Origin of the sequence: Oerskovia sp. Root22 (genome assembly GCF_001429135.1) — a bacterium.
Lineage (GTDB): Bacteria > Actinomycetota > Actinomycetes > Actinomycetales > Cellulomonadaceae > Oerskovia > Oerskovia enterophila.
The window spans coordinates 273,025-287,077 of the sequence record NZ_LMIL01000001.1 but is presented as its reverse complement, the minus strand read 5'-3'; the positions used below and the strand labels follow the sequence as shown (position 1 = coordinate 287,077).

Sequence of the window (14,053 nt, the reverse complement as noted above, 5' to 3'; positions counted from 1 at the left end):
CGGTGCGGACCACGACGCGCGGCATCGTCGACACCTCGACGCGGCGCCGGGCCGAGTACTCGACCGACGCCTCGAACTACCGCGTCGTCCCCGAGATGGTGGTCTTCCCGATCTCGACCGACGACGTCGTCGCGACCCTCGACGTGACGCGCGAGCTGGGCGTCCCGCTCACGGCGCGCGGCGCGGGCACGTCGGTCGCGGGCAACTCGATCGGCCCGGGCGTCGTGATCGACTTCTCGAGGCACGTCAACCGCGTCCTGTCGCTCGACCCGGAGGCACGAACGGCCCGCATCGAGCCGGGCGTGGTCATGTCGACGCTCCAGAAGGCCGCGGCCCCGCACGGCCTGCGGTTCGGGCCCGACCCCTCGACGCAGAACCGCGCGACGCTCGGCGGCATGATCGGCAACAACGCGTGCGGCCCGCACGCGGTCGCGTACGGGCGCACCGCGGACAACGTGGTCGAGCTCGACGTGGTCGACGGCACGGGCCGGCGCTTCACCGCGGGCAAGGGCGACCCGACGTTCGCCGCGGTCCCGGGCCTCGCGAAGATCGTCAAGGACAACCTGGCGCTCATCCGCACCGAGTTCGGGCGGTTCGGCCGCCAGGTCTCCGGCTACTCGGTCGAGCACCTGCTGCCGGAGAACGGCTCCGACCTCGCCAAGATGCTCGTGGGCACCGAGGGCACGCTCGTGACGATCCTCGAGGCCACGGTCGCCCTGGTCCCGATGCCGAGCGCGCCCACGCTCGTCGTCCTCGCCTACGAGGACATGCCCACCGCGGCCGACGACGTCCCCGCCCTCCTCTCGCTGGGCCCGCTCGCGGTCGAGGGCCTCGACGCTCGCCTCGTCGACGTGGTGCGCCGCGCCAAGGGCGCGGACTCGGTCCCCGAGCTGCCGCCGGGCGGCGGCTGGATGATGGTCGAGGTCGGGGGCGCGACCCCCGAGGAGGCGTACGCGAACGCCGAGGCGATCGTCGCGGCGTCCGCGTCGACGTCCACGCGCATCCTGCCCGCGGGCCCCGACGCCACGGCCATGTGGCAGATCCGGGCCGACGGCGCCGGGCTGGCCGGGCGCACCCCCGCGGGCGAGCAGGCGTGGCCGGGGTGGGAGGACTCCGCGGTCCCTCCGGAGAAGCTGGGCGCCTACCTGCGCGACCTCGACGAGCTCATGGCGCGCTACGGCGTCGACGGCCTGCCGTACGGGCACTTCGGCGACGGGTGCGTGCACCTGCGCATCGACATCCCGCTCGAGACCTCGGGATCGGTCCTGCGCACCTTCATGACCGAGGCCGCGCAGCTCGTGGCCAAGTACGGCGGCTCGCTGTCGGGCGAGCACGGCGACGGCCGCGCGCGCTCGGAGCTGCTGCCCGTCATGTACTCACCCGAGGCCATCTCGCTGTTCGAGCAGATCAAGGCGCTGTTCGACCCGCAGGACGTGCTCAACCCGGGCGTGATCGTGCGGCCCAGCGCCGTGGACGCCGACCTGCGCCGACCCAGGGCGCTGCCGGTGCTGCCGACCAAGGGCGGCTTCTCGTTCAGCCACGACCACGGCGACATGACCCAGGCCGTCCACCGCTGCGTCGGCGTCGGCAAGTGCCGTGCGGACTCCTCGGCGTCGGGCGGGTTCATGTGCCCCTCGTACCAGGCGACCAAGGACGAGAAGGACGTCACGCGCGGCCGCGCCCGCGTGCTCCAGGATGCGATCAACGGCACGCTCGTGGGCGGCCTCACGTCGCCCGAGGTCCGTGACTCGCTCGACCTGTGCCTGTCCTGCAAGGCGTGCTCGGCCGACTGCCCCGCGGGTGTCGACATGGCCCAGTACAAGGCCGAGGTGCTGCACCGGACCTACCAGGGCAAGCTGCGCCCCATGAACCACTACGCCCTGGGCTGGCTCCCGCGTTGGGCTCGCCTCGCGGGCATGATGCCGCGGCTCATCAACGCGGTGCTCGGCATCCGTCCCGTCGCGAAGCTCGTGCTCACGCTCGGCGGCATGGACTCGCGCCGCGAGGTCCCCCGCTTCGCCGAGGTCCCCTTCCGCACCTGGTGGAAGCGCGGCGGCGCGACGAACGGGGTGCCGGGGCTCGCCGTCGGGCAGACGCCCGGGCGGCCCAGGACCAGCAAGCGGCCGCAGGTCGTGCTGTGGACCGACTCGTTCAGCGACGCGCTCGCGCCCTCGGTGCCGCAGTCCGCGGTCACGGTGCTCGACGCCGCGGGCTACGACGTGATCGTGCCCGACCAGCAGGCCTGCTGCGGCCTGACCTGGATCAGCACCGGCCAGCTCGACGGTGCCCGCAAGCGCCTCGAGAACCTGCTCCAGGTCCTGGGGCCGTTCGCGGTCAACGGGATCCCGATCGTCGGGCTCGAGCCGTCGTGCACCGCGGTGCTGCGCTCGGACCTGCTCGACCTCTTCCCCGACGACCCGCGCGCGAAGGCCGTCGCGGGAGCGACGAACACGGTCGCCGAGCTGCTCACGCGCCCCGAGACGCGCCCTGCACCCGGGACCGGGTGGAAGGTCCCCGACCTGTCCGACGTCACGGCCGTCGTCCAGCCGCACTGCCACCAGCACTCCGTCATGGGCTTCCAGGCCGACGAGAAGCTGCTCCGCGGCGCGGGCGCCACGATCGACACGCTCGCCGGGTGCTGCGGGCTCGCCGGGAACTTCGGCATGGAGAAGGGGCACTACGACGTGTCGGTGCAGGTCGCCGAGAACGCGCTCCTGCCCGCGCTGCGGGCCGCCGGGCCGAACGACATCTTCCTGGCCGACGGGTTCTCGTGCCGCACCCAGGCCGACCAGCTCGGGGGAGTGCAGGGCAAGGCGCTCGTCGAGCTGCTCGCCGAGCGGCTCTAGGACTCCCGACGTCGGCCGGGCTCACCGGTCCCGGTGGTCCGCCGCCCGGTCGCCCGGTGCGCTGCCCGGAGCTGCGACCGGGCTGTCCGGGAGAGGTGCTCCCACCGGTGCCTCGACCTGCCAGGTGAAGGGCGCGAAGTCGAGCGTCTCGTCGCGCCACGACGGCCTGCGGGCGCTGTACGCCCAGAACGGCAGCGCCACGAACACCACGCTGAGACCGACGAGCAGCCCCACGTACGTCGTCGCGCTGCCGACCTCGATCTGGGCGGGAGGCACGAAGCTCACGACGAGCGCGAGCGTGGCCGCGAGCAGCCCGCACCCACCGATGACCCACACCCCCACCATCCCGCCCGGCACGTGGTAGCGGCGCGGACGGCTGGGCTGCGAGTACCGCAGCGCGATCACGGCCGCGAACATCAGGACGTACGCGACCAGGTACAGGATCACGGTGAGCTGGCTCAGGAGCTGGTACGCGGCCTGGACCGACGGCAGGATCACGAACATCACGGACAGGGCCGTCACGATCGCCGCCTGCACGAGCAGGATGCGCGACGGCATGCCCGCGCGGTTGGTCCGGTGGAACCACCGAGGCAGGTAGCCCGCGCGGGCCACCGAGAGCAGGCCCGTCGCGGGGCCCGCGACCCAGGTCACGACGCCCGCGAGCACGCCCACGGCCAGCATCGCGGCCAGGACGGGCCCGGCCCAGCCGATGCCCGCCCAGTCGAGCAGCGTGTTGAACGCGGTCAGCAGGCTCTGCGTGAGGTTGATCTGCCCCTCGGGCACGACCACCGCGATCGCGAGGGTGCCCAGGACGAGGACGACGACGGCACCGAGCGCGGCCACGAGGATCGCGATCGGGTAGTTGCGGATCGGGTTCTTGATCGACCGCACGTGCACCGCGTTCATCTCCATGCCCGCGTAGAACAGGAAGATGCCCGCGGCGAGCACGATGTTCGAGAACTTCGACAGGTCCGGCACGAACGCGCCCCACGAGAGCTCGACCTGCGAGGGGTTGCCGCCCGCGAGATAGGCGGCCGCGAGGCCCACCAGGAGCGCGGCGGGCACGAGCGTCCCCACGATCCCGCCCCACTTCGCGACCTGCGAGAACGACTTGACGCCGCGCAGCGCGATGAGGGTCGCGAGCCAGAACACGCCGAGGACGACCACGAGCACGAACAGCTTGTTGCTCGAGATCTGTTGGGCGGCCTCGGCGTCGGACCCCGTGTAGGCGAGCGTGACCGCGGCGAACGTGAGGATGGTCGGGAACCAGATGCAGCCCTCGATGAAGACCATGAGGATCGCGAGGAACCCCCAGCGGCTCCCGAACGCCTCGCCGACCCAGCGGAACATGCCGCCCTCCTCGGGCCAGCCGGTCGCCAGCTCGGCGGCCACGAGGCCCACGGGCGCCAGGAAGAAGAGCGCCGCGAACAGGTAGTAGAACGTCGAGGCGAGGCCGTACTCGGCCTCGGCGGGCAGCCCGCGCAGGCTCACGACCGCGACGATGTTCATGACGGCGAGCCCGGCGACCGTGATGGTGCCCGCGCCGGGTCTCGTGCGTTCTTGGCTCACTGGCTGGGCCTTCCTGCGACGGGCTGGTGCGGGGTCGGGGCCGACGGCGCGACTCACGCATCCTGGCACCGGAGGGGCGGTGGCGCGCGGGGAGGAGCGGCGAGGGGGTCGTGGGACCGGCCGTGCTCGGTGCGGGCGGGCGCAGCGGGCGTCCCGCGGCGTGGGCGCGGGCTGGCAGCATGGTCGGCATGGAGTTCCAGGACGTCGTCCGCCGCCGCCGCATGGTCCGTCGTTTCACGGGGGAGCCGGTCGCGCCGCGGGCCGTGGAGCGCATGCTGCGCAACGCGGTCCGCGCACCGAACGCGGGCTTCACGCAGGGCTGGGCGTTCGTCGTCCTCGACCGGCCCGACGACGTCGCGCGCTTCTGGTCCGCGACCTCGCCCGTGGCGGCGGGAGAGCCGGGCGGGGGCGGGGAGGAGGTGGCCGCCGGGGGTGCGGCCGGCGAGGGGAACGCGTCCCCTCGCGGCGCTGCGAAGGAGAGCCGGTGGCTCGCCGGGATGCGGACCGCCCCCGTGCTCGTGGTGGTCCTGACGTCGCGTGACGCCTACCTGGCGCGGTACGCCGAGGACGACAAGGCGCGCGCCGCGGCTCAGGCTGCGGGCGAGGGGGAGTCGCCGTGGGACGTGCCGTACTGGCACGTCGACGCGGGCATGGCGTCGCTGCTCATGCTCCAGACGGCGGTCGACGAGGGGCTCGGGGCGTGCTTCTTCGGGGTGCCGCCCGGACAGGTCGAGGCGTTGCGCGCCGAGCTCGGGGTGCCGCGCGAGCTCCTGGTCACCGGGGTGGTCGCGGTGGGGCACGCGGCGGACCCGGCTCCTCGGGAGGGCGCGGCAGGGCTGGGGACCGGTGCTGCGTCGTCGGGCGGGTCGCCGACGAGGCGCCCACGGCGACCGCTCGAGGACGTGGTGCACCACGGCGGGTGGTGACCTGCAGCGGGTGGTGAGGGACTGCCGGAGATGACTGGAGGAGTGTTCTCGCTCCACGGACCAGTTGTCAGAAGTGAACCGGGGGATAGCCCGGTGCAGCTCTGACAGCTCGTCGGGGTCAGCGCAGGTCGAGCCGCATGAGGACGCGCGGAAAACCGTTGAGCACCGAGTCGGTCGTCGCCGCCTGGGTGAAACCCGCGTCCTCGAAGAGCTTCTTGGTGCCCGCGTACGCCATGGTCAGGTCGATCTTCCTGCCCTCGTTGTCGAGCGGGTAGCCCTCGACCGCGGGCGCCCCGTGCTCGCGCGCGAACGCGACCGCGCCCTCGAGCAACCGGTGCGAGATCCCCGCGCCACGGTGCCCGGGCCGCACCCGCAGGCACCACACCGACCACACGTCGAGGTCGTCGACGTGCGGGATCTTGCGGTTGCGCGCGAAGCTCGTGTCGGCGCGCGGGTGGACCGCGGCCCAGCCCACGACCTCGTCGCCCTCGTACGCGAGCACCCCCGGCGGAGGGTCCTGGCGGCAGAGCTTCTCGACGAGCGTCCCGCGCTCTGGGCCCACGAGCGCGACGTTCTCCTTCGAACCGATGCGGTAGCTCAGGCACCAGCACACGTTGGCGTCGGGCCGCTTGGGCCCGACCATCGTCCTCACGTCGGCGAACACCGTCGCGGGCCGCACCTCGATCCTCATGCGGTCACGATGCCACCGGCCGGGAGCGCCGGCAACGGAGCGTCGCTCACGCCGAGGTGCCCGACGAGCGCGACCGGTCCTACCGCCCCCGTCCTGACCGGCGCGCGGCTCAGGTGTCAGAACTGGCCCGGTCCATGGCCCGGTGGAGCTCTGACAACTCGTCCCGCGACCGCACATCCGCGGGCAGCTCGGCCCAGTCGTCGAGCGTGTCGAGGTCCACGGCGGTCCCGGTCCGGTGCACGACGGCGGCGCGCGCGCCCCGCAGGTCCGCCTCGGCCAGGTGGGCCTCGAGGCTCCCGACGCCGAACCGGAACGTGAACGGCGCGTCGGCGTCGAGCACCAGGAGGTTGGTGCCCGCACGCACCCGGTCGGTCGCGACCACGACGGGTGAGTCCTCGGTGAGCAGCGACTCGACGTCCTCGACCGTGAGGGCAGGGAGGTCGGCGTGGGCGACCAGGAGTCGCACGGGTCCCGCGGGACCGTCGACAGCTCCCGAGGTGCCCGAGGTGCCGACCACGACCTCACGGCCGACGTCGAGCGCGGCGTTCAGGCCGGGGCGGCTCGCAGGCTGCAGGACGATCTGGAGCCGGCCGGGGCCGTCCCGCTCGGCGCCGGGGCCGTCGCCCTCGACGGGCGCACCCGTCGCTCTCGGCGAACCCGGGGCGTCGTCCAGGGGCGGCGGCGCGGGCGGCACCAGGCTCCCCAGCGCACGCCATGCGAACCGGGGGTCCGACGTCACGACCAGCACCCGCTCCACGGCCTCGCTCGCGAGCAGCGTCCCGACCACGTGCCGTGCGAGCACCGCGATCAACCGGCTCCGCTCCGCAGGATCGAGCACCGCCGCGAGCCGCGACTTGCCCGAGAACCCGTCGCGCAGCGGCACCACGGCAACCACCCGCTGCCGGGCTGGGGACGCACCCGCCGCACCGGCTCTCCCGCGGTGCGTGACGCCGTCGGGCGTCATGCCGATGCCGCGGCGAGGAGCTCGCGAGCCAGTCGTTCGCGTCCCTCCGCGCCACCCATGACCGTGTCCGTCACGAGCACCTCGAGGCCCAGGGCCTCGATCGCGGGCGCGAGGTCCCGGTCGGCCTCGTCGATGCACATGACGTCGACCAGCCCCACGTACAGGCGCGCGACACCCAGGGCCGAGACGTCGTGCCCCAGGCTCGCGAGCACCGACGCCGCCGGCCCCTTGAGCGCGCGGCCCCCGATGATCGGGCTCACCGCGACACGCCGCACAGTCGAGGACGCGAGGGCCTCGCGCACCCCCGGCACGGCCAGGACCGGGGCGATCGACAGGAACGGGTTCGACGGCGCGACGACCAGCAGGTCCGCACCGGAGACTGCGTCGAGCACGCCCGGCGCCGGGGACGCCTGCTCGGCCCCCACGAACGTCAGCCCCAGGACCTCGTCGCGGTGCTGGCGGGCGACGAAGTACTCCTGGAAGCCGAGCGGCCCGTCGGCCGTCTCGACCACGGTCGCCACGAGGCCGTCCGTCATGGGCAGCAGGCGTGCGCGGACCCCGAGCGAGCCCGTGATCTGCGCCGTGACCTCGGTCAGCGTGGCCCCGGCGCGCAGGCGCGCCGTGCGCACCACATGGGTCGCGAGGTCCTTGTCGCCCAGCGTGAACCAGGTGTCCTCGCCCAGGCGTCGCATGGCCTCGAGCGTCGCGTAGGTCTCCCCGGCCAGGCCCCAGCCGCGCACGTCGTCGGCGAGTCCCGCGAGCGTGTAGGTCACGGTGTCGAGGTCGGGGCTGATCGCGAGCCCGTGCAGCTCGACGTCGTCGGCCGTGTTGACCACGACCGTGAGGTCGGCCCCCGCGAGCTCCATGCCGTGGGCGAGCTTCGCGCCACCCACACCGCCTGCCAGGACCGTCACCCGCGCGTCGTTCACCACCGGTCGAGCATAGTCGGGCGGCCTGGGGCGGCCGCGACCTGGTGCGGGTCCGCCGCACCGAGGGCGGCGACCCTCAGAGCAGCGGCAGCATGCGCCCCAGGTCCGGGACCGAGTCCGAGGTGTGGAGCGGCGCGAGGGCGCGAGCCAGGTCGTCGGTGTCGTACGGGGTGCGGCCCGTCGCGAGCCGGACCCACAGGCGCGGGTCGACGACCTCGAGGCTCCACCCGCCGCGCGTCACGACGATGCGCAGCAGCTCGGCCGCGACCAGGTCCAGGGCGCCGCGGTCGACGGCCTTCTCCGCGACCCCGGGCAGGCTGCGCTCGAGGTCGTCGGCGTGCACGACGAGCTCGATGAGCCGGGAGACCACCATGTCGCGCAGCGTGATGGGCCCGCGACGGGCCTGGATCACGGTCTCGGTCGGGGCGAGCTCGTCGAGGCGCGCGAACGCCCGGCGCGCGTAGCCCGAGACCGCGGTGAGTCGGTCGGCGGCGATCTCCTCGTCGAGCGCACGGGTCACCTGGGCGATCTGCTCGGCGCGCTCGGGGTACGTGCCGAGGTACTCGGCGAGGGTCAGGGGGTTGGTGCCGGGCGCGACGGGCGTCGCGGCCACGAGCGCGTCCATGGCGCGCCCCAGGTGCGACACGAGCTCGCCCACGGTCCAGCCCGTCAGGACGCTGGGCTGGTCGACTGCGTCGTCCAGGGTGTCGTCGAGCGAGCCGAGCCACCTCTCCAGGCGGTCCCACTGGGCGTGGAGGGCGGCGGTGGCCTCGGTCAGGTCTGCGGTCATGGGGACATCGTGCCTGGTCGGGGGCGCGGCGTCACGCACCGCGCAGGCCACGGGGACCGGAACGGTCGATGCGCGGTCCAGGTCCGGCCCGGCGCGAGCGGGCTTCTCAGACCTGCGCGCGCTCCGCCAGGAACTGCGTGACGATCGGCCCGAGCTGGTCGAACTCGATGAGGAAGCCGTCGTGCCCGAACTCCGAGTGCAGCAGCCGCAGGGGCTGCGCGCCCGGGACCTTCTGCGCGATGCGTGCCGAGTCCTCGGGGAGGAACAGGCGGTCGGTGTCGACGGCGACGACGAGCGTGCGGGCCGTGATCTGGCCCAGGGCCTCGTCGACGCCCCCGCGGTCGCGGCCCAGGTCATGGGTCAGCATGGACTCGGTGAGCACGACGTAGGAGTTCGCGTCGAAGCGGCGCGAGAGCTTGTCGCCGTGGTGGTCCAGGTAGGACTGGACGGCGTAGCGCCCGTCCGTGAACGGGTCCTCGCCGCCCTGGGGCAGCCGGCCGAAGCGCTCGTCGAGCTCGCGGGCGCTGCGGTAGGTCGCGTGCGCGATCTGCCGCGCGATGCCCAGGCCCACGTGGGGTCCCTGGTCGTCGGGCACGTCGTAGTAGTCGCCGCCGCGGTACTTCGGGTCCGCACGGATGGCGCCGATCTGCGGGTGCGCCCAGGCGATCTGGTCTCCCGAGGTCTGCGCGGCCGACGCGATGACCGCGACCGACTCGACCGAGATGCCGGACTCGGGGCCGAGGATCGCCCACTCGAGCACGCGCAGCCCGCCCATGGACGCGCCGATCACGAGCGCCCACGACGAGATGCCGAGCGCCCGCGCGAGCTCGATCTCTACGGCGACCTGGTCGCGCGTCGTGATGCGCGGGAAGCGCCCGCCCCACGGCCGGCCGTCGGGGGCCGCCGAGGCGGGCCCCGTGGTGCCCTGGCAGCCGCCCAGGACGTTGGGCGCGACGACGAAGTACCGGTCGGTGTCGATCGGGGCGCCCGGCCCGACCATGGCCTCCCACCAGCCGGCCGACAGGTGGCCAGGGCCGGCAGGACCGACGACGTGCGAGTCGCCCGTCAGGGCGTGCAGGACGAGCACGGCGTTCGACCCGTCGGGCGCGAGCGTGCCCCAGGTCTCGTACGCGACGCGGACGTCCGGCAGGCGCCCCCCGGCCTCGAGGTCGAACGTGCCGACGTCCGCGAAGAGGCGGGCTCCGGCGTCGTCCCCCTCGCGCCACGCGGCCGTGGCCGGCACGGGCGCCTTGGCCCGTGCGCGCGAGTCCGACCCGCGCCGCGCGGGCGGGCGGGAGGACGCGGAAGGGGGTGGGGGAGTCATTGCCGACCACTGTACGGCCGGGGCACCGGGGGCGCCCCGGCCGTCCAGAATCGTCATCGTGGGTCCCGGTGCCCTACTCCGCCACGACCGAGGCAGCGGCCGCGGCGTCGGCTCCCTGGGCGGACTTGGCGGCGATGAAGCCCGCCTCGAGGTCCGCGAGGATGTCGTCGACGTGCTCGATCCCGACGGACAGGCGGACGAGGCCGGGCGTGACGCCCGCCGTGACCTGCTCCTCGGGGCTGAGCTGGGCGTGCGTCGTGGACGCCGGGTGGATGACGAGCGAGCGGACGTCGCCGATGTTGGCGACGTTCGAGTGGAGCGCGAGCGCCGAGACGAACGCCTGGCCGGCCTCGGCCCCGCCGTCGAGCTCGAACGTGACGATCGCGCCAGCACCGCGCGGCGTGTACTTCTGCGCGTTGGCGTACCAGGGGCTCGACGGGAGACCCGCGTAGCCCACGGACAGGACGTCGTCGCGCGACTCGAGCCAGGCCGCGACGGTCTTGGCGTTCTCGACGTGGCGCTCGACGCGCAGCGACAGGGTCTCGATGCCCTGGGCGATGAGGAACGCGTTGAAGGGCGAGATGGCCGACCCGAGGTCGCGCAGGAGCTGCACGCGCGCCTTGAGGATGTACGCGAGGTTCGCGCCCAGGATGCCGTCCACGCCCAGGTCGCGGGCGTACACGATCCCGTTGTAGCTGGGGTCCGGGGTGTTGAAGCTCGTGAACCGCTCGGGGTCCTTCGAGAAGTCGAAGTTCCCGGAGTCGACGATCACGCCGCCGATCGCCGAGCCGTGCCCGCCGAGGTACTTGGTCGCGGAGTGGATGACGATGTCCGCGCCGAACTCGATGGGGCGCAGCAGGTAGGGCGTCGCGACCGTGTTGTCCACGATGAGCGGGACGCCGACCTCGTGCGCGGCGGCGGCCACGGCCTCGATGTCGAGGATGTCGGCCTTCGGGTTGGGGATGGTCTCGGCGAAGAACGCCTTGGTGTTCGGGCGGGCCGCGTCGCGCCAGGCCTGCGGGTCGTGCGGGTCGGTGACCCACGTGGTCTCGATGCCGAGCTTGGCGAGCGAGTACTGGAGCAGGTTGTACGTGCCGCCGTACAGCGACGGGCTGGCCACGACGTGGTCGCCCGCCTCGGCGACGTTGAGGATCGCGAACGTGGTCGCGGCCTGGCCCGACGCGAGGAGGAGTGCACCCACGCCGCCCTCGAGGTTGGCGATGCGGTTCTCGACGACCTCGGCGGTCGGGTTGCCGATGCGCGTGTAGATGGGGCCGAGGTCCTTGAGGGCGAAGCGGTCGGCTGCGACGCCCGCGTCGGGGAAGACGAACGACGTGGTCTGGTAGATGGGCAGCGCGCGCGCCCCGGTGGTGGGGTCGGGCGTCTGGCCGGCGTGGATCTGGCGGGTCTCGAAGGACCAGCGGGGCTCGGTGCTCATGATGGCTCCTGGAAGGGGGGAGGGGAGCCGCAGAGGGGGCCGTTCCTGGCCGGGGTCCGCGGCGGGGCAGTGGGTGGACTGGTGCGCACGCGGGGGTGCGGGCCTTCCGGGCGAGGCTGGCGTGCTCCTGCCGACGTCGTGGTCGGCGGGTGCAGCTCGTCCCGGAGGGGGTCCGCAGGCAGGCGAACGTGCGCTGGGGGTCAGCTACACATTCGGCGGCAGGTCATGCTGTCGAGAGTAGGTCGGTATCTCATCCGGCGATACCCGCGTCTTGCCATGTGAGATTTGGGGGTCTCGCGAGACGGTCGCCTGACCCGGTGCGGGCCGTGGTCGGCTCGCGCGGCGCCGCGGCACCGGGGAGACTGGACGTCCGCCGCGCCCGCGGCGGCGCCCGTCCGCCCGCGCGGCAAGGGCGTGTCGTCGACCGATCGGGGAACCGTGGTGCGCCTGTTCCCCTCTGCCCGACGGCGCAGCGCGCCCCTCGAGAGCACGTCACCACGGCGGACGGGTCGCGCAGCGCTCGTCGGAGCCCTGGTCGTGACGCTCGGCGGCGGGATCGCCCCGGCCGTCCGGGCCGAACCCCCGACCGACGACGACGTCCGGTCGGCTCAGCAGGACGAGCAGGCGGCAGGGGCACGGGTGGCCGAGATCGAGGCCGACCTCGCCACGCTCGCCGAGCAGCGTGACGACGCCTGGATCCGGGCGGGCCTCGCGGCCGAGGACTACGCCGACGCGCAGGCTGAGCTCGACGCGGCGCGCGTCGAGGTCGACGCGGCGCAGACCGCCCTCACGACGGCCGAGGCCGGCGAGGCCGAGTCCCGCTCGGCCATGGGGGCCGTCTACCGCGCGTCCCGGCAGTCGGGCGGGTCGCTCGACGCCCTGCAGGTCGTCGTGGAGTCGGACGGGCTCGACCAGATCGTCGAGTCCGAGCGCGCCCAGAAGCTCACCGGCCGCAAGGTCCAGACCGTCGCCGACGGCCACCGCACCGCCCGGGCGCTCGCGGACGCCGCGAGGGCGCGGGCGACCGCCGCCGAGGAGGCGCGCGTCGCGGCCTCGGAGCGAGCCGAGGAGACGTTCGCCGCGGCGCAGGAGGCGCAGCAGGCGATCGAGGGCTCGATCCGGGCCGCAGCCGCCCGGCGCGACGAGCTCATCGCCGACCTCGCCGCAGCGCGTGCCACGACCGTCGAGGTCGAGCGGGCGCGCCAGGACGCGCTCGACGCCGAGCGCGAGCTCGCCGCCGAGCGTCAGGCGCAGGCCGAGCGGGACGCCCTGGCCGTTCCTGCGCCCCCGGCGCCCGACGCCGGGACGCCCGCTCCGCCGTCGGGCGGGGGGAGCTCCCCGGTGGCCCCGCCCGTCGTGCCTCCCGTGACGACGCCCGACCCCCCGGTCGCTCCGCCGGTGGCCCCTCCCGTGGCCCCTCCCGTGGCGCCGCCCGTGACGCCCCCGGTCACCCCGCCCGTCACGCCTCCCGTGACCTCGCCCGGCTCGGGCGCCGCCAAGGGGCAGGCCGCGGTCGACTGGGCGCGCACCAAGATCGGCGCGCCGTACCTGTGGGGCGGCAACGGGCCCGCGTACGACTGCTCGGGACTCACGTCGCAGGCCTGGGCCAGCGTGGGAGTGAGCATCTCGCGGACCTCGCGCTCGCAGTACGCGAAGGTCGCCAAGATCGGCTACGACCAGCTACGACCCGGCGACCTCATCTTCTACGGCAGCGATCCGCAGGACCCGAGCTCGATCTGGCACGTCGCGATGTACGTCGGGAACGGCCAGATGATCGAGGCCATCTACGCGGGCGTGCCCGTCAAGATCAGCGCGGTGCGCTGGAAGAGCTCGATGCCGTACGCGGGGCGGCCGTAGGGGCCGTCTCGACGGTGGTAGGTCGGAGTCCGGCGCCCTCGGACGCACGAGGACCCGGCCTCCTGGTGGAGACCGGGTCCTCGTGGTGGTTCGTGGCCGTTCGGCGGCCGACCCTGCGCGGTGTGCGGAGGGTCAGTGGCCGGGCGTGTGGTAGCCGCTGTCGATCGCGCGCTGGATGGAACGCTCGATCTCGGCCTCGGCCTCGGTGCGACCGGTCCAGTGGGCGCCCTCGACGGACTTGCCCGGCTCGAGGTCCTTGTAGACCTCGAAGAAGTGCTGGATCTCGAGACGGTGGAAGTCCGACACGTCGTCGATGTCCTGGCGCCACGCGGCACGCTGGTCGCCCGTGGGGACGCACAGGACCTTGTCGTCGCCCCCGGCCTCGTCGCGCATGCGGAACATGCCGAGCGCGCGGCAGCGGATCAGGCAGCCGGGGAACGTGGGCTCCTCGAGCAGGACCAGGGCGTCCAGCGGGTCGCCGTCCTCGCCGAGGGTGCCCTCGATGAACCCGTAGTCGTCCGGGTAGCGCGTCGAGGTGAACAGCATGCGGTCAAGGCGGATGCGACCTGTCGCGTGGTCGACCTCGTACTTGTTGCGCTGGCCCTTCGGGATCTCGATCGTGACGTCGAACTCCACTGTTCTCCTCCAGTTGAACCGGCGCACCCGCTCGGTCGCGGTGTGGCGGTCATGAAAATCGGCTGTCGTGCGCACGCGGCTCC

At 73.7% G+C, this 14,053-nt stretch carries 11 protein-coding genes; 3 read left to right on the top strand and 8 right to left on the bottom strand.

Going from position 1 to position 14,053, the window contains the following annotated elements:
* Nucleotides 1–2: 2 nt before the first annotated feature.
* Nucleotides 3–2,846 carry an FAD-binding and (Fe-S)-binding domain-containing protein gene (locus tag ASE15_RS01130; RefSeq protein ID WP_056761384.1) on the top strand — a complete coding sequence of 948 codons (2,844 nt, stop codon included), beginning with the start codon at nt 3–5 and terminating at the stop codon, nt 2,844–2,846.
* Nucleotides 2,847–2,867: 21 nt separating this feature from the next.
* Here ASE15_RS01130 and gadC read toward each other — a convergent pair whose 3' ends face one another.
* Entirely contained in the window at nt 2,868–4,415 is a 1,548-nt protein-coding gene (gadC, locus tag ASE15_RS01125) for a putative glutamine/gamma-aminobutyrate antiporter GadC (RefSeq protein WP_056760630.1), read from the bottom strand.
* A 188-nt stretch (nt 4,416–4,603) separates the two neighbouring features.
* Here gadC and ASE15_RS01120 point away from each other — a divergent pair, with 188 nt between their 5' ends.
* Nucleotides 4,604–5,341: a nitroreductase family protein gene (locus ASE15_RS01120; RefSeq protein ID WP_056761382.1), complete on the top strand. Its 738-nt coding sequence runs from the start codon at nt 4,604–4,606 to the stop codon at nt 5,339–5,341.
* Between the two features lie 118 nt (nt 5,342–5,459).
* Here ASE15_RS01120 and ASE15_RS01115 read toward each other — a convergent pair whose 3' ends face one another.
* The 6 genes from ASE15_RS01115 to ASE15_RS01090 form a co-directional block, all read right to left on the bottom strand.
* Nucleotides 5,460–6,032 carry a GNAT family N-acetyltransferase gene (locus ASE15_RS01115; protein ID WP_056760627.1) on the bottom strand — a complete coding sequence of 191 codons (573 nt, stop codon included), beginning with the start codon at nt 6,030–6,032 and terminating at the stop codon, nt 5,460–5,462.
* A 109-nt stretch (nt 6,033–6,141) separates the two neighbouring features.
* A complete protein-coding gene (locus ASE15_RS01110) occupies nt 6,142–6,915 on the bottom strand; it encodes a 2-phospho-L-lactate guanylyltransferase (RefSeq protein ID WP_235534069.1) in 774 nt (257 codons plus the stop codon).
* Between the two features lie 77 nt (nt 6,916–6,992).
* The gene (gene cofD, locus ASE15_RS01105; RefSeq protein ID WP_235534068.1) at nt 6,993–7,928 is read right to left on the bottom strand and encodes a 2-phospho-L-lactate transferase; all 936 of its coding nucleotides are present in this window, start codon (nt 7,926–7,928) and stop codon (nt 6,993–6,995) included.
* A 73-nt stretch (nt 7,929–8,001) separates the two neighbouring features.
* Nucleotides 8,002–8,715, bottom strand: a complete 714-nt coding sequence (locus ASE15_RS01100) for a maleylpyruvate isomerase N-terminal domain-containing protein (protein ID WP_056645198.1) — start codon at nt 8,713–8,715, stop codon at nt 8,002–8,004.
* A 106-nt stretch (nt 8,716–8,821) separates the two neighbouring features.
* Nucleotides 8,822–10,039: a homoserine O-acetyltransferase gene (locus ASE15_RS01095; RefSeq protein WP_056645200.1), complete on the bottom strand. Its 1,218-nt coding sequence runs from the start codon at nt 10,037–10,039 to the stop codon at nt 8,822–8,824.
* A gap of 73 nt (nt 10,040–10,112) precedes the next feature.
* The gene (locus ASE15_RS01090) at nt 10,113–11,477 is read right to left on the bottom strand and encodes a bifunctional o-acetylhomoserine/o-acetylserine sulfhydrylase (RefSeq protein ID WP_056760622.1); all 1,365 of its coding nucleotides are present in this window, start codon (nt 11,475–11,477) and stop codon (nt 10,113–10,115) included.
* Nucleotides 11,478–11,918: 441 nt separating this feature from the next.
* Here ASE15_RS01090 and ASE15_RS21705 point away from each other — a divergent pair, with 441 nt between their 5' ends.
* The gene (locus ASE15_RS21705; protein ID WP_157277089.1) at nt 11,919–13,334 is read left to right on the top strand and encodes an NlpC/P60 family protein; all 1,416 of its coding nucleotides are present in this window, start codon (nt 11,919–11,921) and stop codon (nt 13,332–13,334) included.
* Nucleotides 13,335–13,466: 132 nt separating this feature from the next.
* Here the strand turns inward: ASE15_RS21705 and ASE15_RS01080 are convergent, their stop codons facing one another.
* Entirely contained in the window at nt 13,467–13,970 is a 504-nt protein-coding gene (locus tag ASE15_RS01080; RefSeq protein WP_056645206.1) for an inorganic diphosphatase, read from the bottom strand.
* Between the last annotated feature and the right edge of the window lie 83 nt (nt 13,971–14,053).